A 22,921-nucleotide genomic window follows, 5' to 3' on the forward strand; every position below is an offset into this window, starting at 1 on the left:
GCAGCTCATTCAAAGTGCATTTCGTAAAAATGAATTGTAGTCACGTCATATGTATCATGAATCGACCTAGACGGCGGGACTATGTAAGGAGGACGGAAGAAATGGGCTTTTTCCGCAAAAAGGAATCCCATGAATCGCGCTCATCCAGCATGTCTTACGCAATGCGGTGGAAACAAGAACATTTACGTCAAATTTCGGTTATCGGATTGTTGGCCATCGCGGTAGTACTCATCATCCTGATTTGGTCTTACAGCCAGAACAATAAAAAGATTTACTTGGTTGTTGACGGGCAAAGTCAAAAAATCGAAACCCGTCATTCGCTGGTCAATCAAGTACTGGAAGAACAGTCCATTGTGTTGGGTCCCGAGGACGCGGTATCGCGGCCGCTCGCTAGCTCCATCCAAGATGGCAACCGGATTGTCATTGTACGCGCGGTTCCGGTAAACGTGAGTGTGGACGGCACGAGCAAAGTGCATTTTACAACCAAGGACAGTGTGCAGGAAACGATTGAAGAGCTCGGCGTTACTATGGGGCAGGAGGATAAAATCACTCCGGCTTTGACCAGTAAGGTGTCGGCGAATTTAGATATTAAAATCGTCCGTGTCACCAAACATAAGGTACAGACCAAAGAAAGCGTACCTTTTACCGTCGTGAAAACATCGGACAATACTTTGCTTAAAGGGAAAACTAAAGTAGTGGCCCCGGGAAGCGAAGGTGTAGTCGTCCACAACATCGAAAAGGTATATGAGGACGGAAAATTCGTGTCAAAGCAATGGCTCGGCAAAGAAGTTGAAAAAGCAGCTTCGCCGAAGGTAGTCGCCGTAGGCACGAAGAAACCGACAGCCGTTGCGTCCGCCAGCATTTCCCGCACTTCGAACGCGGTGAATATCAGCGGGCTTACGACGAAAGGCGGCGTCTCGTTTAAATATAAAAAAGTACTTAAGAACGTAACTTTGACCGCTTATTCCGCCGAAGAAGACGGGATCGGTACGAAGACGGCTTCCGGTACCCGAGTCACGGAAGGAAGAACGATCGCGGTCGATAAGAGCGTCGTTCCTTTGGGCTGGTGGGTTTATATCGAAGGCATCGGCTTCCGTAAGGCCGAAGATACCGGCGGTGCCATCAAAGGCAACAAGATGGACGTTTATTACGACTCCCTGAAATCCGCGAAAAACTTCGGACGGAAAAAGGGCCGGACGGTGTATGTAATCGGTCCGACCAAGCCGGAGTTGAACTAACCGGGCGCGTTTACTTTGCTCAGGGAATGATATACTATTAGGATGATGAATAAGACACGGATAAGAAGAGGATGAATTCCTCTTCTTTTTGTTGTAATACAACCATTTTATTGCGGAAAGGTATGGGGCAACATGATTAAGGAGGTCATTGTGGTGGAAGGCCGCGACGATACCGTGGCGGTGAAACGGGCCGTTGAAGCCGACACCATTGAGACCGGGGGATCCGCGATCAATGAGGCGACGTTACGCAAAATCGCGCTCGCGATGGAACGCCGCGGGATTATCATCTTCACGGATCCGGACCACGCGGGGGAGCGAATCCGCAAAATCGTAGCGAACCGGGTGCCGGGCTGCAAGCACGCTTTCTTGCGGGAGGCAGATGCGACGAAGGGCGATGACATCGGTGTGGAGAATGCTTCGCCGGAAGCGATCCGTGAGGCGCTCTCCCGCGTCCGGAGCGAGGTGGTAGGAGCGTCGGAAGAAGCGCAGGATCAAATCGACTGGGAGGATTTGATCGGCGCCGGACTGATCGTACATCCCGAGGCTGCCGCCCGGCGGCGCTTTATGGGGGAACGGCTGGGAATAGGGTATTGCAACGGCAAACAGTTTTATAAGCGGCTGGCTATCTTCCGGATTAGCCGGGAGGAATTTGCGGCTGCACTGGCGGAGTTGGAGAAAGAGAATGAAAGAGGCGAATAACCGATGACCATGAGAGAAGATGTATCTACACCGCGCCGGACGAAGGAAATTATTCAGAGGCACGGTTTTTCATTTAAGAAGAGCCTCGGTCAGAACTTTCTGATCGATCAAAATATACTGGGCAAGATTGTGGGCGCGGCCGGCCTGGACGAGTCCAAGGGAGCATTGGAAATCGGACCGGGTATCGGAGCATTGACCGAGAAGCTCGCTCAGACGGCAGGGCGCGTAACTGCGGTGGAAATCGACCAAAGGCTTCTGCCGATCCTGAAAGAGGTGCTGGAGCCTTATCCGCAGGTCCATGTGATCCATGGGGACGTGCTGAAGCTGGATCTGCAAGAGCTGTTCGCAAACGAATTTAGCGGCTGTAACGGCGTCAGCGTGGTGGCCAATTTGCCATACTACGTTACGACCCCGATTTTGATGAATCTGCTGGAGGCCAAGCTTCCGTTGGAGAACATCGTGGTCATGATCCAGAAGGAAGTGGCGGAGCGCATGGCTGCCTCTCCGGGAGGCAAGGCATACGGAAGCCTTAGCATTGCGGTTCAATATTACAGTGAGCCTGAGCTTGTCTGCACAGTGCCTCATAGTGTATTTATCCCGCAGCCAAATGTGGAGTCGGCTGTTATTCGTTTGAAGGTACGCAGCACGCCGCCGGTATCCGTGGAGGATGAGGCCTTTTTCTTTGAGGTAGTTCAGGCGTCCTTTGCTCAAAGACGTAAGACGATTTCCAACAATCTTAAGAGCCGTTTTTTCCCTGGGGAAGGACGGGAGAGGCTGGAGTCCCTGCTCGGCGAAGCTGGCATTGAGCCTTCCCGACGCGCTGAAACGCTGGATTTGCAGGAGTTTGCGAACCTTAGCAATACGCTGTTGGCTGCAGGATTAAAATAGTAGAGCTGTAACCAATCCCCTCATTCGCCCATAGGATGGAGTTAGAGGTGATTGATTTGACGAAATTGGGAGACTTGGTCGTCCGTAAATCGTACGGAGGGGACGTTACCTTTCGTATTGAAAAAATAGTGCGGGAGCAGGCCATCATCAAAGGAACGGAGTTCCGGCTGCTGGCCGATGCTCCCTTGACCGATCTGGTCGGGGTTAGCCCGAACACGCCGGGCGAAAAAACGCAGCGAGCCCGGATCAAGGCTACCGAATCGCTGCAGCAGCTGACTAAAGACCGCCTGGAACTGACAGAGCGAAACCAGTCCACTTTGGGACGGGAATGGTTCCCTCCGGGAGAACCTTCATTTTTCGAGGTACCGGGCAAGGTGCTTCACTTGGACGGGGATGAGCGTTATTTAAAGAAGAGCCTTGACCTCTACGAGAAATTGCGCGTACCCGCGCATGGTTACTTTGTCACGGAATCCTCTATGGCTAATGCCCTTTACCGCCTGCTTCCAAGCATTCAGCCCGACATCGTCGTGCTGACAGGTCATGACGGGGTTCTGAAGAATCGCCCCACAACCGACTTATACAACTTATCCAGCTATAAAAACTCGAAGCACTTTGTGGAGGCGATTCAGACCGCTCGGAAGTATGAGCGGAATTTTGATGCCCTTACCATCGTCGCAGGTGCTTGCCAATCGCATTTTGAAGCCTTGCTGCAGGCGGGGGCCAATTTCGCAAGCTCCCCGGCCCGCGTGCTGATTCACGCCCTGGACCCGGTCTATATCGCCGCCAAGGCGTCTTTGACGTCCATACGCGAAACGATCCACATAACGGATGTCCTTAGTCACACGGTCAGCGGAACTCAGGGCGTAGGGGGAATCGAAACCCGGGGAAGCTACCGGATCGGTTTGCCGAAACTCATGGATTTATCCGCTTTAAAGGTCATTCCTTCGATGTAATTTCACATTTTAGTGGGCTCGAGAAAAGTGTCGAAAAAAAATCGTTGACAACCGTTTTTTTCTGCTGATATAATAATCTGTTTCGACTTGACAGGCGACTCCCTTTCTTGTATAATGGACAAAGAAGGAAGGTGGTCACAGGCAATGGCTAAAAATGCGCTGTCAGAAATTAAACACAGTCTCGACGCTCACGTTGGACAGAAGATTATGCTGCGTGCAAACGGAGGTCGCCGAAAGACCGTCGAACGCACCGGTGTATTGGAGGAGACCTATCCTTCGGTCTTTATCGTGAAGCTGGATGAAGAACAGCAGACCTTTAAGCGTGTGTCTTACAGTTATGCCGATATACTTACCGAATCCGTTGAAGTCATGGTTTGTGACGATAACAACGAAATGCGGCTGTCGTATATTAAACCGTGAACATCATAACGATGCAGTAAACGGCCTTTGCGTTCATACGCAGGGCCGGTTTTTATTTTTAGGGGAATTTTCAGATGCGGCGTGCGCGCAGGGTGGACATATTTTACCGGCGTATGAACGTTGAAGAACGACGCATACTAGGGATGTTCTATATCCATGACTTCTTAAAGGGGGAATGGCACATGTCACGCAGAAGGCGCAGCGTCATGTCTGAGAACTTAAAGGTCGAGCTGGCGAAGGATCTCGGGTTTTATGATACCGTTCAGCAAGAAGGCTGGGGCGGGATTAAAGCCAAGGATGCAGGAAACATGGTGAAAAGAGCCATTGAACTCGCCGAGCGGGCCGCATCAAGGGAACCATAGCGCTTGAAAGCACATAAACAGGCTTCTCCGTTAAGCGGAGGAGCCTGTTTGTTTTTGTCCCGAGATCAAGTAAGATAGAGGAAAGTAACAGCATAGAATGTCTTCCGTGCATAGACGAAGACCGGAGTTTTTTTTATAATATGTAAGTTAAAAGTTAAGACGGGTAGAATTTTACGGAAACTGAAGGTGGGTGAGCGTCTTGAAAATTTATGAAAAAGCGCCGGCTAAAATTAATTTGATGCTCGATGTTCTACATAAGAGGCCGGATGGCTATCATGAAGTGGAAATGATCATGACGATGGTGGATCTGGCCGACCGGCTGGAAATGAGCGCTCTCCCGCGGGATACGATTATCATCTCAAGCCAGGCGGGGTATATCCCGCTGGATGAGAAGAACCTGGCTTTCCAGGCCGCCAAGCTGATTAAGGAACGTTATGACGTTCGCAGCGGCGTATATATTCATTTGGACAAGAAGATCCCGGTAGCGGCCGGCCTGGCCGGAGGCAGCAGCGATGCGGCAGCCACGCTGCGGGGCCTGAACCGGCTATGGAGACTGGGTATCCCGGATGCCGAATTGATGGAGCTTGGAGCTGAACTCGGCTCCGACGTGCCGTTTTGTGTTACCGGGGGAACGGCGCTGGCAACAGGGCGTGGAGAGAAGCTGACACCGCTGAAAAGTCCGCCCCAATGCTGGGTCATTCTCGCCAAGCTGCCGATTAATGTGTCAACCTCCGAGATTTATGGACGGCTGAGAAGCGAAGAAATCCAAGTACATCCCTCCGCTGTAAAGATGCAGCAGGCTTTGGAGAACGGATCTTTTACGGAAGTCTGCGGGGAGCTTGGAAATGTGCTGGAGGATGTTACGCTTCAAATTCATCCGGAAGTTGCCCATCTGAAGGAAACGATGATCCGGCTCGGAGCCGATGGTGTGCTTATGTCCGGCAGCGGCCCGACCGTATTTGGACTGGTATCCAAGGAATCGAAGGTTCCAAGGATTTATAATGGGCTGCGCGGATTCTGCAAAGAAGTTTATGCCGTACGGCTATTGACCTGACCGGATCACCCCGGGTGAGGTCGGCCTGTTTTGCGGGTTATGGGGAATAAGCTTGAACAGAGACGTACAAAAATGGTATATTTTCTATAAAATATTCGGATTTAGCGAGGGGTACTTCGTGAAAAAATTGAAAAGAAGCGCTCGATTAGTGGAAATGACGCAATATCTATTGGACCGTCCGCATCAGCTGATACCGCTCACCACTTTTGCGCAGCGATATGGAGCTGCCAAGTCCTCGATCAGCGAGGATTTAGCGATTATAAAAGAAGTTTTCGAAGGCGAAGGCACCGGGGAGCTGCATACCTTGGCCGGCGCGGCCGGCGGGGTGAAATACATTCCGATGATGGGCCGGGAGCAAGCCCTGCATTTTGTGGAGCAGTTGTGCGAGAAGCTGTCGGAACCGAACCGAATCTTACCCGGCGGTTATTTGTACATGTCCGATCTCCTGGGATTGCCGGGGTTGATGAACGAAGCGGGTAAGCTGTTTGCAACGGCCTTTGCCGGACGCGATATCGATTGCGTCATGACGGTGGAGACCAAAGGGATTCCGCTGGCCTATGCCACCGGGGCGGAGCTGAACTTGCCGGTCGTCCTTGTACGCAGGGACCATCAGGTTACGGAAGGGTCGGCGGTCAGCATCAACTATGTGTCGGGTTCGCATAAGAGCTTGCATACAATGACCTTGTCGCGCCGGGCAATGAAGGAGAAGTCAAAGGTATTGATCGTGGATGACTTCATGAAGGCAGGCGGAACGATTCAAGGAATGGTTGATCTGCTGGCGGAGTTCGATGCCGAGGTCGCCGGAGTCGGTGTACTCGTGGAATCGGGCGAGGTAGAATCGGAACAGCGGCTTCTCCAGGATTACGTGTCTTTGGCAACGCTTAGAGCAGTGGATCCCAAGGGAAAAGAAATTTCGGTGGAACCGGGCAATTATTTTACCAGAAAATAGAACCGTAGACCTTGTCGATTCTCTGTAAAACCATTGGAATTTACGACGAAACGTGTCGAAAAGCCCATCTGTTCAAAAAAATTCCTGAATTTAGGTCATTTTGTTCATTAAAAAAAAAGGATTTCCGTTAGCTATGTGGAATATTACACCAAGTCTCTGATGGAAAAAGGTGGTGAACACATATGCAAATTACGGATGTAAGACTCCGCCGAGTCAGCTCTGAAGGCAGAATGAAAGCGATCGCATCCATTACCATCGATAACGAATTTGTTGTTCATGACATTCGCGTAATCGACGGAAATAATGGAATGTTCGTGGCTATGCCGAGCAAGCGTACTCCTGACGGGGAATTCCGGGACATTGCGCATCCGATCTCTTCGGGTACACGCGAGAAGATCCAAGCCGCAGTCCTGGCGGAGTACGAACGTGCTGCCGAGCAAGAAGAAGTGATTGAAGAAGGGGCTTAAGTCTCAGTTTTGTCTCAACCAATTGGGGTTCGAGAAAAGGGAGCCATGTAACATGGCTCTCTTTTCTTTTTGTCTTAAATGAGATATATTCAGTAATGAGTTCAAGAGAAGGAGGCCGGGGCCTTGAAAAGATTTGCGATTGTTCTTGCCGCAGGTCAGGGGAAGCGCATGAAGTCCAAGCTCTATAAAGTGCTCCATCCTGTGTGCGGCAAACCGATGGTCGGGCATGTCCTGGACACGGTTAAGAAAGTCCAATGTGAGCGCAGCATCGTGGTTGTAGGTCACGGCGCAGAAGCGGTCAAGTCTTATCTGGGAAATAATGCGGAATATGTGTTGCAAGAGCAGCAGTTGGGAACCGGTCATGCGGTTAAGCAAGCCGGGGATCTGCTGGGGCAGGAGGAAGGAACGACGATCGTCATCTGCGGGGATACTCCGCTTGTGACGGAGGAGACACTGCAAGCCATGCTTGACCTTCATAGCCAAAAAGGAGCGGCAGCTACCGTATTAACGGCTTCTATGGATCGTCCTCAAGGTTACGGACGGGTCATTCGGGACACCGAAAACGGTTCCGTCGTAAGGATCGTCGAGCAGAAGGATTGCTCGCCGGAAGAAGATGCCGTGAAGGAGATCAACACCGGAACTTATTGTTTTGATAATGCGAAATTATTCGCGGCGCTGGAGAAGGTCACAAACAGCAATGCGCAGCAAGAATACTATTTGACGGATGTCATCGGAATTCTAGTTTCCGAAGGAGAAGTCGTCGAGGGCTATATGACCGGGGATTATGCCGAATCCATCGGAGTCAACGACCGTTTGGCATTATCCGAAGCGGAAGGCTTCATGCGTCAGCGTATTAACCGGCGGCATATGCTCGGCGGGGTTACGATCATCGATCCAAGCTCCACCTATATCGGGGCCGACGTAACGATCGGAGCGGATACCGTGATTTATCCGGGTTCCACCCTTTCCGGCCACACCGTAATCGGTGAAGATTGCGTAATCGGACCTGCCGTGGAAATTGAAGACAGCCGGATTCATGATGGCGCAAAGGTAAAGCAGTCGGTATTGTGCCAAGCGGAAGTAGGCAAAGAAACGACGGTTGGACCTTTCGCTTATTTGCGTCCAGGCACTAAGCTGGGCGAGCATGTCAAGGTAGGCGATTTCGTGGAGATCAAGAACGCTACGCTTGACGATGGCTCCAAAGTTTCACATTTAAGTTATATCGGTGACGCCAAGGTGGGTAAAAACGTCAATATCGGCTGCGGTGCGATAACCGTCAACTACGATGGTTATAATAAGTCTATTACCGAAATCGGCGATGACGCGTTTATCGGAAGCAATGTCAATTTAATTGCTCCGGTGAAGATCGGCGATGGCGCTTATGTCGTCGCGGGATCGACGATCACGCATTCCGTACCGGATAATGATTTGGCAATTGCCCGAAACCGCCAGGAGAACAAGCCGGGATACGCGGACAAGCTTCGCGCTCGTGCTAAGGCGAAGAAACAAAGGGAACAGGAAACAAAAGGTTGAACTTAAGTTTATGGTAAAGTGCATGTTCAAAAAGATGACTTTTTGAACAACTTCTTAAAGAGATAGACAGTAGGAACAGCTTTTAGCGGATCAGGATGCAGTGACATTTCAATGACGGGATAGTTAATCTATCTACACAGCACGGAGGGTATTAAAATTTATGACTTATTGTGATTCTAAACTGAAGATATTCACTTGTAACTCTAATCCCAAGTTGGCTAACCAAATAGCCGATTATATCGGAATTCCGATGGGAGACTCGGAAACGATGAGCTTCAGTGACGGCGAAATTCAAGTCAAGCTGTCCGAGAGCGTTCGCGGCTGCCATGTGTACATTGTTCAGTCCACTTGTGCGCCGGTAAACGACAATCTGATGGAGCTCCTCGTTATGGTGGATGCTTTGAAACGGGCTTCGGCCAAGAGCATTAACGTTGTAATTCCTTATTACGGCTATGCTCGCCAAGATCGTAAGGCACGTTCGCGTGACCCGATTACTGCCAAGCTGGTTGCCAACCTGATCGAAAAAGCCGGCGCTCACCGCGTCATCACGATGGATTTGCATGCCATGCAAATTCAAGGCTTTTTCGATATTCCGGTGGACCATATGCTCGGCGTACCGATTTTGGCCCAATACTTCCGTTCGAAGCATATTCCGAATCCGGTTGTCGTATCCCCGGACCATGGCGGAGTTGTCCGCGCCCGTAAACTCGCTGACTTTTTGAATGCCCCGCTGGCGATTATCGACAAGCGCCGTCCGGAGCCGAACGTGAGCGAGGTCATGAACATCATCGGGAATATCGAAGGGAAAACCGCGATTCTCGTCGATGATATCATCGATACGGCCGGCACGATCGTACTTGGCGCCAACGCCCTCAAGGAAGGCGGCGTCGAGGAAGTATATGCATGCTGTACGCATCCCGTGCTTTCAGGTCCGGCGATGGAACGCCTGGAAAACTCTCCGCTGAAGGAAGTTATTGTTACGGATACTATTCCGATTACGCATCCGAATCCGACCAGCAAGCTGAAAGTGTTGTCCGTTGCTCCGCTGATGGGTGAAGCCATCATCCGGGTTCACGAAGAATTGTCGATCAGCAAGCTGTTTGAGATCGAATAAGAGTTTCAGTCCTACTGCATAACAGGGGTTGCACCTTCTATAAAGGAGGGCAACCCCTAAGTTCGTATCATGGCTCAACCCTCCCAAACCGTGGCTCAACCCTCCCAAACCCTCCCTTACCGTAAGGGAGGGCCCCCCTAGGGCCTGCTGCCCTAGGGGATCACCCGCAAACAGGAGGAACGTGGGAGATAATGAGGCTCTCCTTTGCCGCTGTCCCCTTCGGGGATGCGCTGGGGTTGGGTGCGAGGCACGCTTTTCCCCCTTCGGGTACGTCTTACTTTTGGCGCACCCGGGCTACCTGGTTGTTGGAGGCACTGCTGCTTTCGGATGCACCGGGGGGGCTTTGGCGGAATGAGCCGCTTGTCTCCCCTTTGGGGTACGCTCTACGTTGGCGCACCTGCGGGGCTGGGGAGCGACTTCTGGAGGGAGAGAGCCACTTTGTGCAAGGAGGCGCTGTCCCTTTGGGATGCGCTTGGGTTTGTGCGAAAAATGCGGGGTATGCACGGTTGTGCTATGGCCGCTGTCCCTCCGGGATGCGCTGGGTTTTGGCGAAAAGAGTGCGGGGAGTACTGAGGGGCGGGCCTAGTCCGCTGTCCCTTCGGGATGCGCTGGGATCATTAGGGAAGAACTTATTTGTCTGGTGTATGTGGAACAGAGAGGAAATTTGGAGCAGACCAAACTTATATTTTGTAGACGGAGGATTCAAAATGAAATGGATCGTAGGCCTCGGCAATCCGGGGGCCAAGTATGAGAAGACAAGGCATAACATCGGATTCATGGCGTTGGACGAGCTGGCTCGCAGACACGGCATCGCGATCAAACAAAGCAAATGCAAGGCGTTGATTGGGGAAGGCGTGTTGCCGGGCGGCAAGGTAGCGCTCATTAAGCCGATGACATATATGAATTTATCCGGGGAGGCGGTTCGCGCCTTTATGGATTATTATAAGGTTCCCCTTGAAGACATGATCGTCGTTTACGATGACCTGGATACGGAAATCGGGCGCAACCGGCTGCGGTATCAAGGCAGCGCGGGCGGTCACAACGGCATTAAATCGATCATACAGCATACGGGAACGCAGTCCTTCAATCGGATCCGGATGGGCATTTCGCGGCCGGAGCCGGGATTCGCGGTTGTGGACTACGTGCTTTCGACGTTTGCCAAGAAGGAGGCCCCGCTGTTGCAGCAGTCGATAGAGGCGGCTTGCGACGCATTGGAGTACAGTCTGGATCATACTTTTGAGCAAACGATGGCCAAATTCAACGGGTAATTGGAAATTCGGCGAGCCGCATCCGGCTAAAAGAGGGAGATACAGGGCATACTGAAGGTTATATTGATTCTTCAGGAGGCATATAGATGGCAATAAACTATGTTTGCCGGCACTGCCGAACGTCCATTGGTAGAATAGAAACGCCTTATGTATCCGAATCCCAACTGGGTTTCCATTTCTTGACCCCCGAAGAGCGGCAGGATATAATAGCGTATGATTCGAATGGTGAAATGACGGTCCGGGTGACCTGCGATTACTGTAAGGAAGCTCTGGAGAATAATCCGGAGTTGTCCCTGATTTCGAATCCTTTGCAATGACTGCACCTATACCGGATAACGGAATACAGAGCCTTGGCACGGTTGCTGAGGCTCCTTTTTGGTTGACTTCGCAAGGAACTGCAATCTTGGCCGCCGGGGGAGTAATATGCCTCTTATGACATGACTTAGTAACCGCTCCCGCGGGTAGATAATAAGATGTTACTAATATCTTGCAGGAATATCGCAATAAGAAATAAGAGAGGTGCCTCACTTGTTACAAGCACTCATACAAGCATTCTCCCGGGATTCGGACTTCACCTCGATGATATCGGGAGTAAGCGCCGGAATGAAGGAGCAACTGATTTCCGGTTTGTCGGGATCCTCGCGTCAGGTTGCGCTTGCCGCGCTGCATCAAGAGACTAAGCGGCCATTGCTGGTCGTAACCCATAATATGTTTTCCGCACAAAAAATATATGAAGATTTGCAGGAAGCGCTGTCAGCGGATCAGGTGCTGTTATATCCTGCGAATGAGCTGGTTGCCGCGGAAGCGGCCGTCTCCAGTCCGGAGACGCTCGCACAGCGGATCGAGGTACTGCTGCAATGCTCCCATTCATTCCGGGGAGTTGTGGTTGTGCCTTATTCGGGCGTCCGCCGGTTTATACCGACCCCCGAAGCGATGTCCAGTGCCGGGCTGACGATTGAGTTGGGAGGAACGCTCCAGATGGACAGCTTCCTGACCCGCATGATCGAGCTGGGTTATGAAAGAGTGGAGCGCGTGGAATCGCGGGGAGAAATGAGCATCCGCGGCGGAATTATCGATTTCTATCCGTTAACCTCCGCTTTGGCGTACCGGGTGGAGCTTTTTGACGATGAAGTCGATTCCATTCGCACTTTCGATCCGGCTGACCAGCGTTCCGTCGATCAAGTCAAACAGGTGCTGGTGACTCCTTGCAAGGAGATGATCGCGACCCGGGAACGGTTGGAGCAGGCTGCACAGAAAGCGACGGAAAAACTGGAACAACAGTTGGAGAAAATGACCGACCGCCAGGCGAAAAACAAACTTCGCGAAGAGGTATCCAGAGAAATTGAGCTGCTGCGTGAGCATGTTTATTTTCCGGAAATCTATAAGTATATTTCTTTGATTTATCCGGAAGATAAAACGCTATACGATTATATGCCTAAGGATACGCTGCTCATCCTCGATGAGCCGGCCCGTCTATTGGAAACTTCCCGTCAGTTGGAGCGGGATGAGTCTGAATGGAATCTGCATTTATTCCAGAACGGCAAAAGTTTGCCTGAGCTTCCGCTTGCGCTGGAAGGGGAACGCGTATTGTATCATCGTCCGTTCCAGACGCTGTTTTTGTCGCTGTTTTTGCGTCAAGTGCCTCATACTCAGCCGCAAAATATCATTAACTTTGTCAGCAGGGCAATGCAGGATTTCCACGGTCAGATGAACGTGCTGAAGGCGGAAATGGAACGCTGGAAAAAGAGCGGCGCCAACGTAATCATGCTGGCCAGCGGCGAAGAGCGGATGGACCGGATGCGCCGCGTGCTTCAGGACTACGGAATCGATGAGCCGACACTGTTGCAGGGTAACCTGCAGTCGGGCTTTGAGCTGCCTTCCGTGCATTTGGTCGTAATTACCGAGGGAGAAATGTTCTCGCAGAAACAGCGGAAAGCCCGTAAAGTCGCGAAGAGCATGGACAATGCAGAACGGATCAAGAGCTATACCGAGCTGAAAGTGGGCGATTATGTCGTTCACCAAAACCACGGTATCGGGAAATATTTGGGTATCGGGACTTTAGAGGTCGGAGGAATCCATAAGGATTACATGCATATTTTATATGCCGGCGGCGACAAGCTGTCCGTTCCGATCGAACAGATCGACATGATCCAGAAATATGTCGGTTCTGAGGAGAAAGAGCCTAAGATTTATAAACTCGGGGGCAACGAATGGACCCGGGTCAAAAATAAAGTACGTACTTCGGTACAGGATATTGCCGACGATCTCATTAAGCTGTATGCGGACCGCCAGTCTTCACCCGGCTATGCGTTCGAGAAGGACACGCCGGAACAGCAGGAGTTCGAAGCGATGTTCCCTTATGAAGAAACGCGGGACCAACTGCGGGCTATTGAAGAAATCAAAAAAGATATGCAGCGGTCCCAGCCGATGGACCGGCTTCTATGCGGCGATGTAGGCTACGGGAAAACCGAAGTCGCCATCCGGGCCGCGTTCAAGTCGGCGATCGAAGGCAAACAGGTGGCCGTCCTTGTTCCGACGACGATATTGGCACAGCAGCACTATGAAACGTTCCGGGAGCGATTCTCCGGATATCCGATCAATATCCAGACGCTGAGCCGATTCCGCAGCCGGAAAGAACAGAATGAAACGATCAAGGGCGTGCGCCAAGGTACGGTGGATATCGTCATCGGAACGCATCGCCTGTTGTCGCAGGACCTCGTATTTAAAGATCTGGGCCTGCTCATTGTGGACGAGGAGCAGCGTTTCGGCGTAACTCATAAAGAAAAGCTCAAAAAACTGAAAACGAATGTCGACGTGCTGACTCTGACGGCAACGCCGATTCCGCGGACGCTCCATATGTCCATGTTGGGTGTGCGGGACTTGTCCGTTATCGAGACACCACCTGAGAACCGGTTCCCTGTGCAAACCTATGTGGTAGAGCATAGCCAGGCGCTTGTGCGTGAAGCGGTGGAACGGGAAATGGCGCGCGGCGGGCAAATCTATTACCTTTACAATCGCGTACAGGGAATTCAAGAGATGGCCGCACAGATTTCGATGCTTGTTCCTGACGCCCGGGTAGGTATTGGACACGGACAAATGTCGGAGCAGGAGCTGGAGAAGACGATCCTTGATTTCCTTGACGGGGAATACGATGTGCTGGTCAGCACCAGTATCATTGAAACCGGGGTGGACATTCCGAACGTAAATACACTGATTGTGCATGACGCGGATAAAATGGGCCTGTCCCAGTTGTATCAGCTGCGCGGCCGCGTAGGCCGGTCCAATCGGATCGCTTATGCTTACTTTACGTACCAGCGCGACAAGTCGCTTACCGAGGTTGCCGAGAAACGCCTTCAGTCGATTAAAGAGTTTACGGAACTCGGCTCGGGCTTCAAAATTGCGATGCGCGACCTTTCCATTCGCGGGGCAGGCAATCTGCTGGGCGCCGAACAGCACGGATTCATCGCTTCCGTCGGTTTTGACCTCTATTCGCAAATGCTGGCGGAAGAAATTCAGAAGAGAAAAGTGACCATGCTTGGCGAAACGGTGCCGGAAGAGTCGAACTGGAATACCACGATCGATCTTGGCATCGACGCCTATTTACCGTCGGATTATATTTATGATAGTATTCAGAAGATTGAGATCTACAAGAAAACAGCCTCCGCAGCGACCTTTGAAGATGTGGCCGAGCTGGAGGATGAACTGCTGGACCGTTTTGGCGAGCTTCCTGAAGCGGTGCAAAACCTGCTTTCGGTAGCCCGGGTCAAGCTGTACGGCAAGCAATACGGCATTGAGTCCATCGCTTTGCGCGGGGATGAAGTAACCTTGAAGTTTTACGATGGACGGGAAAAGGAGATCATTCCGGCCAAAATCGCGGAAGTTGGAAATCTGTTCGGAAGACGTGTACAATTTAATCAAGGGTCGGTTATGCTGATCCGCATCAAAACCAAGGGAATGGACGACAAAGAAATGATGGGCTTATTGGAGCAGTTCCTGGGAGCCCTGAAGGACTCGTTCAAAGCGAAAGGGGAACTACAAGATGTTTCGAAGTAAAGGGCGTTCTTGGAAGACGCTGCTCATTGCCCTCGTTGCAGTAATGGCTTTTACCGTTATGGCGGGTTGCGGCAAGAAAGAGGACAAGGGTGCTGCCGGTGGCAGTGAAGACAAGAGTAAGGTGATCGCAACTTACGAAGGCGGCGAAATTACGGAGGACGAGTTCGACCGGGAACAACGGATCGTGCTGGCACTTCAACCGCAAATGGAACAATTCATGCAAATGGACGATTTTCGCGATTATTTGATCAAACAGGAAATCGCCTACGAATATTTGGATACCAAGGCCGACGCCAAGATGAAGGAAGAGGGCAAGAAGAAGGCCGAAGAACAGTTCACTGCAATGAAAAAGTCGATGGGCGATGATGCCTTCAAGCAGTTGCTGGACGGACAAAAAATTTCCGAATCGGAATTTAAAAACTACATGGTTCGTATTTATACCGTCATGGAAAGCGAAAAAGCGAAAGTAACCGACGATGACGTGAAAAAAGAATTCGAAGCGACCAAAGAAAATTATATTACCGCTTCGGTTCGCCATATCCTGATCGGGTTCACCGACAAGGAAGGTAAAGAACGCAGCAAAGAAGATGCATTGAAGGTGGCTAATGAAGTTAAAGCCAAATTGGATAAAGGGGAAGACTTCGCAAAACTAGTGAAGGAATATTCCACCGACGGTCAACCCAATATCGACAATGGAGGACTCTATGCGGATACTCCTGTCAGCAACTGGGTAACTGAGTTCAAGGAAAAGGCGATCACTCTGCCGATTAATACAATAAGCGAACCGGTGGAAACCACGTATGGCTACCATATCATTCGTGTGGAGAAACGGACCGAGAAGAAGTTCGAGGATTTGACGCAGGAAGAGAAAGATCTGATCAAAATGTCCGTCGCTTCCCAAAACTTGGACAAGTTTATGGAGGGCGACCTGGAGAAGAAGATCATCAAGAAGATCGAATTGCCGAAGGTTGAGCAGAAGAAAGAGGAAGACGGGGCAACCAATTCCGGAACAAACGGGAATGCCGATAAGAGCGGAACCGATGCCGGAACTTCCGGAAATGACGGCGCAACCAAGGACAACGGCGCAGCCACGAACAACAGTACAAGCAGCAACGACAAATAAACGAGGTAACTTGTTTTATCTGGTTTTGCCGGAGCAGCGCGGAGCGATTCGCGCTGTTTTGTTGCCGCAAAATCCCTATTCCATGAGAAGCTGCCACATCAAGCAGTGAAGGGCCGCACCTTTGCGGCATTTTTTTAGTCCCCTTGGCCTGTTGCAGGAACAATAAAGGACTGTTAAATTCGAATGCATAAGCTGCTGGGAAGGGATGAATACTATGCTCAGAATCACAAGAGCCGAATCCCTCCATTGTATACAAATTCAGCTGCGGGTCGGTCCAGCAAATGCTGAAAGCCGCGCAACTTTTTTACCGGCAGCGGTGTATTAACATACCTAAGGGTAAATGAATATCCAACAGACAGTAGTTCAATACTTCTTTAGAAAGCGGGGCAACATGTGATATGAAAGCTACTGGAATTGTACGCCGTATTGATGATTTGGGCCGAGTGGTCATTCCAAAGGAGATCCGCCGCACACTGCGGATCCGGGAAGGGGACCCGCTCGAGATTTTTGTGGACCGCGACGGCGAGGTTATTCTGAAAAAATATTCCCCTATCGGGGAATTGGGCGACTTTGCAAAGGAATATGCGGAATCGCTGTATGAAAGCACAGGCCATATTACTTTGATCTCTGACCGGGACACAGTGATTGCAATCGCAGGTGCCTCGAAGAAGGAATACCTGGACAAGCAGATCGGTACTATCCTGGAAAACAGTATGGACAACCGCAAAATTGCACTGGAGTCGAATACGGGAACGTACGAGATTATTCGGGACCATCCCGAGACAATCTCTTCCTTTGTAATCGCTCCGATCATCTCGGGTGGGGACCCGATCGGTACAGTGGTTCTGTTGAATAAGGACGAATCGGTAAAAATGTCGGAACTGGAATCTAAAATGGCGGAAACGGCCGCCGGATTTTTAGGAAAACAAATGGAACAGTAAGCGTGTCTGGAAATGACAAGTACACTCCCGAAGTAACGGGGCGGCAGAGCCGCCCGGGACCGGGAGTGTCTTTTTTTGGCGTTATTGAGGCTTGGCAAGTTTGTGCGTTTAGGCTCCTCCAACGGGCTATCATGGCGGGAGAGGAGGTTTTCGTCTTATAATGGAACCTACATAGTAAGATTGAGGCCATTTTATATTCCGCAAGGTAGGTAGATTATGAGGGAAGACAAAAGCACGGCGTCAGGCCTGCTGAAGGGAGCGGCCGTTCTCAGCTTGGCGGCCATCTTGAGCAAGCTGTTAGGAACTCTGCAGAAAATTCCGCTGCAAAATATCGGGGGAGACGGTGTTTTTGGAATTTATAACACCGTTTATCCGTTCTATACCATTCTAATCACACTGGCGACGGCGGGGTTCCCGACGGTTGTTTCCAAGTTTGTGGCCGAACGGCATGCTATGGGCGAAGAGAGCGGCAAACGGGCCGTTCTTCGTATGGCAACGGCTGTGATGGCTATACTCGGGGTTGCCGGTTGTATTCTGATGTACTTCGGAGCTCCGCTTCTGGCGGCATGGATCGGCAACAGCCATCTGATCCCGGCTTTGAGAAGCGCAGCGCCTGCGCTGCTGTTTGTTCCGCTTACCGCATCCCTAAGGGGGTATTTCCAAGGGCTGCAGAATATGGTGCCGACCGCAGTTTCTCAGGTTTCCGAGCAAGCCGTGCGCGTAGCGGTGATGATTATTCTGCTGTTTTATTTTACGGGCCTCGGAGGAACGGAAGCCGTGATCGCAGGCGGGGCGCTGGCGGGCTCGGCTGTGGGTGGAGCTGTAGGATTGCTCGTCATGCTCCTGTACTGGAGAGGGCATCATAAACAGATGAGGCAGGATTCGGCGTGGCCCAGCGGCAGGGGGGCATCCCCGGCAGGCCAGGACCGCTCTGAAGCTCTGCCGCAGCCACAGGTTATAATAAAGTCGAATACTCCAAATTTCGGGCCAGCAGAGGAACTGACGGATCAGGGAATACCCGCTGCCGGGTTAAGGAAAAATTCGGAGAGCGGCCGGGGATTGTTAGGGGAAATGCTTCGTTATGCGATTCCCATCTGCCTTGCTTCCCTGGCGATTCCGCTGCTTAGTTTGGTCGATACGTTTACCTTGCCACGGCTTTTATCCCGTGGCGGGGACGAGCTACGGGCGATGGCCGAGGTAGGGGTCTATAATCGGGGCATTCCGCTCGTCCAACTGGTGACGATGCTTGCTTCGTCCTTGTCGGTGCTGTTCATTCCGCTCATGGCGGAAATGAATCTGCGCGGCGACAGGGAGGGGATCCGCCGCCAAATCGGCTTGGCGCTGCGCTGGTTCTGGCTGATTGGCCTGGCCGCCTCCGCCGGGCTGGCGCTGCTCGCCGGGCCGATCAACGTCATGCTGTACGAGGACGGCACGGGAACCGGCACGTTCGCCTGGGTGGCTTGGACCGCCGCGCCTGGTGCGCTGGTGACGATCACGGCGGCCCTGCTGCAGGGGCTGGGCTTCGTTCGCGCGCCGGCGGTGCATCTGCTGGCGGCAGCTGCGCTTAAGGCAGCGCTGAACGTGCTGCTCGTGCCGCAGCTCGGCATCACCGGCGCGGCGATCGCCGGCATCGCCGCCTACGCCGCCGCCGCAGCGCTGAACCTCGCGCTGCTGCTCCGCCGCGCAGGGCTGCGCCCGCGCCTGCGGGACGCGCTGCTGCGCCCTGCCGCGGCCGCCCTGGCGATGGCGGCCGCCGTGCTGCTGCTGCGCCTCGTCGCAGACGCCGTGCTGCCGCCGGGCCGCCTAGCGGCCTTGGCGGAGAGCCTGCTCGGCGTGCTGCTCGGCGCAGCCGTGTTTGCGGCCGCCGCGGTGCGGGCGCGCCTGATCGGTGCGGCAGAGCTGGGCGCCCTGCCGCGGGTCGGACCGAAGCTGCTCCGCCTGCTTCGGAAACTGCGTCTGCTGCGGTAACGCCAAACGGAGTACCGCGCCCAGCGGCTGAGTGCAGATCTTTGTTGCACTCTCTTATACGCAGATCCGCCGCCCTTGCCGCAGCCAATAACCGTCCACGGCACTTGATCGCGGACCTGCCGGACATTTTTGCCATCGGTTCGGCAAGTGGTATAGTAAGGGATAGAATGTTCAAATTAAGCCGGTAACTAGACAGGAGTGTGGCTCAAATGGGAGCAGTGATAACTGTAGTCGGCCTAGGCTCGGGCGATCCCGACCGACTGACGCTGGGAAGCTTGAAATTGCTTCAGGAGGCGCAGGAGAGATATGTACGTACCAAGGACCATCCGGTGGTGGCTTGGCTGGAGGAAACGGGAGTTTCATTCACCTCATTCGATGAAGTGTACGAAGCCAAGGACGACTTTCCCTCCGTATACGAAGAGATCGTGGAGCGGCTGATCGCCGCAGCCAAGACGGCCCCGGAAGGGAAAGAAGTTCTGTACGCCGTGCCCGGGCATCCGATGGTGGCGGAAGCTACCGTAAAGCGGCTGCAGGAACGCTGCCCGGTTGAGGGAATCGAACTGAAGATCACGGGGGGAGAAAGCTTCCTCGATGCGGCATTTATCTCTCTCGGATTCGATCCGATCGAAGGCTTTCAATTGCTGGACGCTTCCGAGTTGTCGGGAGGACGGCTTGATCCCCGACGCCATACGTTGATCGGCCAGGTTTACGACGAATTCACCGCCTCGGACGTTAAGCTGGGCCTGATGGACATTTACCCGGATGATTATCCGGTCGTTGTCGGACATGCGCTCGGCGTAACCGGAGCGGAGCAGGTGCTTCGCATCCCGCTTTATGAACTGGATCGCATCCAAGGATACGGGAACTTGTCGCTGGTGTACGTTCCGGCCAGCCCTGACGAACAATTGCGCATCCGGAGCTTTGAGCGTCTTCATGAGATCGTAACCATTCTCCGCAGCCCGGAAGGCTGTCCATGGGACAGGGAGCAGACCCACCAATCGATTCGCAAAAACCTCATAGAAGAAACCTATGAAGTGCTGGAAACGATTGATGCTGACGATCCGGATCATATGCGGGAAGAACTCGGTGATTTGCTGCTGCAAATTATGCTGCACTCGCAAATGGAAGAAGAGACCGGAATGTTTACCGCTTACGACGTCATTCAGGAGCTCAATGAAAAGCTGCTTTACCGCCATCCGCATGTATTCGGCAACCTGAGTGCCGAGGATGCCGAGGCGGCGCTCAAAAATTGGGACGCCATGAAGGCCGAAGAGAAGCGGCAAAAGGGTATCGAGCCTGAGAAATTATCGGCGCTGAGCGGAGTGCCCCGGGACTTGCCGGCGTTAATGAAGGCGTATAAGCTGCAGAAGAAGGCGGCTAAAGTAGGCTTTGACTGGGATTCCATCGATGGCGTCTGGGCGAAAATCGAGGAGGAGCTTGCCGAATTCAAAGAGGCCGTAACCGGCGGGCATAAGGCCGAGGACCAAACGCTGGAGCTGGGAGATGTTCTGTTCTCCATCGTAAACGCGGCCCGGTATATCGGAGCCGATCCGGAGGAGGCCCTGTCCATGACAATCGCGAAATTTGTCAGACGGTTTACTTATGTGGAAGACAAGCTTCGCGAAGCCGGAAAGACGCCGTCAGACAGCAACTTGGCCGAAATGGACAAGCTTTGGGACGAAGCCAAAAGTCTCGAATAGTCCAAAAAGGCTATCCAAATAACTCGAAATTTCCCTAATAATCGGTTTTTTTTGCGAAAAAGCAAAAAAAAGTTGAATAGCGGGCAGGAATTTGAGTTTTAAGGCAGAATACTCATACAAAGATATCTCCGCGGCTTACTGCCATAAGGGCTGAAGCCGTTAGTATCCATCTATTTCTTTTATTATTGGGAGGCATTATTAATGAACAAAACAGATCTGATCAACAACATTTCCAGCAAAAGCGGTTTGACTAAAAAAGACGTTGAAACCGTATTGAATGGTGTTCTCGGCGAAATTACCGATGCCCTTGCCGGCGGCGACAAAGTACAACTGATCGGCTTCGGCACGTTCGAAACCCGCAAACGTTCCGGTCGTACAGGCCGCAACCCGCAAACTGGCAAAACGATTGAAATTCCTGCATCCAACGTTCCAGCTTTCAAAGCGGGCAACAAACTTAAAGAAGCCGTAAAATAATGCGTCTCGATAAATTCCTGAAGGTGTCCCGGTTGATTAAGCGGCGCACGGTGGCAAAGGATGTCTCCGAACAAGGCAGAGTCCTGATCAACGGGCGCGAATCCAAACCGAGCAGTACCGTGAAGGTAGGCGACGAGATCACCGTTCAATTCGGCCAGAAGCTGGTGACGGTTCGCGTCGAACGCCTCGCGGAGACGACTCGCAAGGAAGAGGCTGCCACCCTGTATACCTTAGTCAAGGAAGAACCGATCGCTAAAGACTCCGGTCTTGACTGGAATTAAGGCGTGAGATCAAGCATGTTCCGTTTTAACTAACGGGGCATGCTTTTTTATTTTGTTGTTTACCATTACATAAAGTTGCGAGGTCCGTACAGTTTTTTAAATCGGTTCTAAAGATAAATCCCCTTCCATAAGCTATTGGTAAGAAGGAGGGGTACATGCCATGGTCGAACAAGGAAAAGGGAAGCGTCAAGAACTGCATCTGATGCAGAGGAAGCTGCTGGAGATTTCAGGAGTTCAGAACGTGGAGAGTTTTGACAGCGAGGAATTTCTGCTTCAGACGGAACTGGGGCATTTGACGATCCGGGGTCAAAATTTACATATCAAAAATCTCAATCTGGAGCAGGGGTTAGTCAGCATTGAAGGCCTGGTAAACTCCTTATCCTATTTGGATCCGGGAGCTCATGCGCCCGGCAAAGGCCTGCTCGGGAAGCTGTTCCGATGAATTTGCATACGCAGTGGGCGACTCTCCTATGGATGTTCGCATGCGGGGGAATCATGGGGATCGCCTTTGACAGCTATCGTGTCGTATCGGGTCAGCTTCGCTTCCCCCGCTGGAGTGTACATATCCTGGATCTATGTTACTGGATCGCCGCCTCCCTTTTTGTTTTTCGCACGCTTTACCACGTTAACCAGGGAGAACTCCGATTTTATGTATTCCTCGGTTTGTTTATAGGCGTTTGGATTCATTTTTTGTTTCTCAGTTTTATAACGGAACGTTTTGTGGTAAATTTAATAAAGGTAGTTCAAAAGATTTACAGAATAACCATTAGAATATTGGAACTGGCAGTGCTTACACCGTTGAAATGGCTGCTAAAGACCCTACGGGTGCTGCTGGGATTTCTATGGATCGTTTTGTTTTTTATGGGGAGGGTGACACTGTCCCCGATTTGGAAACTCTTGACCTGGGTCACAAGACCTATATGGAAGAGGCTGAAGCTGCCGGACAGGCTTCGTTCTGTACGGGATAGTCTGGCAGGATTATGGAAGCGCTGGTTCGGCAAAGAATAACGAAAACGGAGGTGCCCTGAATGCGCGATGTAGCGGCCAAAACGAATAACATGAAACAGAACGCCGTGAAATCGGTCGGGGCGCGCAGACGTATTCGGTTATGGACGTGCTTTATGGTGTTGTTCGTCGGGTGGGCAGGCTATACCTATATCGCCCAATCCGGAGAAATCGGTAATAAATCCCTCCAGCTTTCGGAGCGGCAAGCTTCCAAGGAAGCTAATGAGCAAACATTAAACCAATTGAAATATGAATTAAATCGTCTTAAAGACCCTGAATATATCGGTCAAATCGCGATGAAGAAATACGGACTTTACAAACCGGGTGAAATTCCGGTGCGCATATCCGAGTCGGACTCCTAAAAAGACTGAGCCCATAGGGATATACGGCTGTTGACCTTGTTTGGCTCATTATGTATAATCAAATCACCG

Annotated in this window: 24 protein-coding genes; all 24 read left to right on the plus strand. The window is 51.9% G+C overall.

The window, feature by feature from the left end; genetic code table 11:
• Positions 1–101: 101 nt before the first annotated feature.
• The gene (locus tag KB559_RS22660) at positions 102–1,238 is read left to right on the plus strand and encodes a 3D domain-containing protein (RefSeq protein ID WP_211025501.1); all 1,137 of its coding nucleotides are present in this window, start codon (positions 102–104) and stop codon (positions 1,236–1,238) included.
• A gap of 132 nt (positions 1,239–1,370) precedes the next feature.
• Entirely contained in the window at positions 1,371–1,937 is a 567-nt protein-coding gene (gene rnmV, locus KB559_RS22665; RefSeq protein ID WP_211025411.1) for a ribonuclease M5, read from the plus strand.
• 3 nt (positions 1,938–1,940) lie between these two features.
• The gene (gene rsmA / locus KB559_RS22670) at positions 1,941–2,825 is read left to right on the plus strand and encodes a 16S rRNA (adenine(1518)-N(6)/adenine(1519)-N(6))-dimethyltransferase RsmA (protein ID WP_211025413.1); all 885 of its coding nucleotides are present in this window, start codon (positions 1,941–1,943) and stop codon (positions 2,823–2,825) included.
• Between the two features lie 35 nt (positions 2,826–2,860).
• Positions 2,861–3,778: a sporulation peptidase YabG gene (gene yabG / locus KB559_RS22675; protein ID WP_211025415.1), complete on the plus strand. Its 918-nt coding sequence runs from the start codon at positions 2,861–2,863 to the stop codon at positions 3,776–3,778.
• 144 nt (positions 3,779–3,922) lie between these two features.
• Entirely contained in the window at positions 3,923–4,198 is a 276-nt protein-coding gene (veg, locus tag KB559_RS22680) for a biofilm formation stimulator Veg (RefSeq protein ID WP_114498803.1), read from the plus strand.
• Between the two features lie 182 nt (positions 4,199–4,380).
• Positions 4,381–4,560, plus strand: coding sequence for a small, acid-soluble spore protein, alpha/beta type (locus tag KB559_RS22685; protein ID WP_211025417.1), 180 nt, complete (start codon positions 4,381–4,383; stop codon positions 4,558–4,560).
• Between the two features lie 199 nt (positions 4,561–4,759).
• The gene (gene ispE, locus KB559_RS22690) at positions 4,760–5,614 is read left to right on the plus strand and encodes a 4-(cytidine 5'-diphospho)-2-C-methyl-D-erythritol kinase (RefSeq protein ID WP_211025420.1); all 855 of its coding nucleotides are present in this window, start codon (positions 4,760–4,762) and stop codon (positions 5,612–5,614) included.
• A gap of 118 nt (positions 5,615–5,732) precedes the next feature.
• A complete protein-coding gene (gene purR, locus KB559_RS22695) occupies positions 5,733–6,563 on the plus strand; it encodes a pur operon repressor (RefSeq protein ID WP_211025422.1) in 831 nt (276 codons plus the stop codon).
• A gap of 182 nt (positions 6,564–6,745) precedes the next feature.
• On the plus strand, positions 6,746–7,030 hold the full coding sequence (gene spoVG, locus KB559_RS22700) for a septation regulator SpoVG (RefSeq protein WP_055105386.1): 285 nt from the start codon (positions 6,746–6,748) through the stop codon (positions 7,028–7,030).
• 123 nt (positions 7,031–7,153) lie between these two features.
• Complete coding sequence (gene glmU / locus KB559_RS22705; protein WP_211025424.1) at positions 7,154–8,563, plus strand: bifunctional UDP-N-acetylglucosamine diphosphorylase/glucosamine-1-phosphate N-acetyltransferase GlmU; 1,410 nt, start codon at positions 7,154–7,156, stop codon at positions 8,561–8,563.
• Between the two features lie 160 nt (positions 8,564–8,723).
• Positions 8,724–9,677 (plus strand): ribose-phosphate diphosphokinase, encoded by a 954-nt coding sequence (locus KB559_RS22710; RefSeq protein ID WP_211025425.1) that lies wholly within the window; start codon positions 8,724–8,726, stop codon positions 9,675–9,677.
• A gap of 351 nt (positions 9,678–10,028) precedes the next feature.
• On the plus strand, positions 10,029–10,250 hold the full coding sequence (locus KB559_RS22715; RefSeq protein ID WP_211025427.1) for a hypothetical protein: 222 nt from the start codon (positions 10,029–10,031) through the stop codon (positions 10,248–10,250).
• Positions 10,251–10,384: 134 nt separating this feature from the next.
• Complete coding sequence (gene pth / locus KB559_RS22720; RefSeq protein ID WP_211025429.1) at positions 10,385–10,945, plus strand: aminoacyl-tRNA hydrolase; 561 nt, start codon at positions 10,385–10,387, stop codon at positions 10,943–10,945.
• Between the two features lie 86 nt (positions 10,946–11,031).
• The gene (fin, locus tag KB559_RS22725; RefSeq protein ID WP_211025431.1) at positions 11,032–11,262 is read left to right on the plus strand and encodes an anti-sigma-F factor Fin; all 231 of its coding nucleotides are present in this window, start codon (positions 11,032–11,034) and stop codon (positions 11,260–11,262) included.
• Between the two features lie 211 nt (positions 11,263–11,473).
• Positions 11,474–14,998, plus strand: coding sequence for a transcription-repair coupling factor (mfd, locus tag KB559_RS22730; protein WP_211025433.1), 3,525 nt, complete (start codon positions 11,474–11,476; stop codon positions 14,996–14,998).
• Entirely contained in the window at positions 14,985–16,121 is a 1,137-nt protein-coding gene (locus tag KB559_RS22735; protein ID WP_211025435.1) for a peptidylprolyl isomerase, read from the plus strand. The genes mfd and KB559_RS22735 overlap by 14 nt, the downstream gene beginning before the upstream one ends.
• A gap of 398 nt (positions 16,122–16,519) precedes the next feature.
• Complete coding sequence (gene spoVT / locus KB559_RS22740) at positions 16,520–17,062, plus strand: stage V sporulation protein T (RefSeq protein ID WP_211025437.1); 543 nt, start codon at positions 16,520–16,522, stop codon at positions 17,060–17,062.
• Between the two features lie 216 nt (positions 17,063–17,278).
• Positions 17,279–19,030 (plus strand): putative polysaccharide biosynthesis protein, encoded by a 1,752-nt coding sequence (locus KB559_RS22745; RefSeq protein WP_211025439.1) that lies wholly within the window; start codon positions 17,279–17,281, stop codon positions 19,028–19,030.
• Positions 19,031–19,239: 209 nt separating this feature from the next.
• Positions 19,240–20,730 carry a bifunctional methyltransferase/pyrophosphohydrolase YabN gene (yabN, locus tag KB559_RS22750; protein ID WP_211025442.1) on the plus strand — a complete coding sequence of 497 codons (1,491 nt, stop codon included), beginning with the start codon at positions 19,240–19,242 and terminating at the stop codon, positions 20,728–20,730.
• Positions 20,731–20,931: 201 nt separating this feature from the next.
• Complete coding sequence (locus tag KB559_RS22755; protein WP_044482598.1) at positions 20,932–21,204, plus strand: HU family DNA-binding protein; 273 nt, start codon at positions 20,932–20,934, stop codon at positions 21,202–21,204.
• Entirely contained in the window at positions 21,204–21,485 is a 282-nt protein-coding gene (locus KB559_RS22760; RefSeq protein WP_114498817.1) for an RNA-binding S4 domain-containing protein, read from the plus strand. Before KB559_RS22755 ends, KB559_RS22760 begins: the two co-directional genes overlap by 1 nt.
• Before the next feature lie 160 nt (positions 21,486–21,645).
• Positions 21,646–21,927 carry a sporulation protein YabP gene (gene yabP, locus KB559_RS22765; RefSeq protein ID WP_211025444.1) on the plus strand — a complete coding sequence of 94 codons (282 nt, stop codon included), beginning with the start codon at positions 21,646–21,648 and terminating at the stop codon, positions 21,925–21,927.
• Complete coding sequence (gene yabQ / locus KB559_RS22770; RefSeq protein WP_211025447.1) at positions 21,924–22,493, plus strand: spore cortex biosynthesis protein YabQ; 570 nt, start codon at positions 21,924–21,926, stop codon at positions 22,491–22,493. Before yabP ends, yabQ begins: the two co-directional genes overlap by 4 nt.
• 20 nt (positions 22,494–22,513) lie before the next feature.
• A complete protein-coding gene (locus KB559_RS22775) occupies positions 22,514–22,852 on the plus strand; it encodes an FtsB family cell division protein (protein WP_211025449.1) in 339 nt (112 codons plus the stop codon).
• The last annotated feature ends 69 nt before the right edge of the window (positions 22,853–22,921 follow it).

The sequence above is a fragment of the Paenibacillus sp. Marseille-P2973 genome (assembly GCF_018101095.1).
Lineage (GTDB): Bacteria > Bacillota > Bacilli > Paenibacillales > Paenibacillaceae > Fontibacillus > Fontibacillus vini.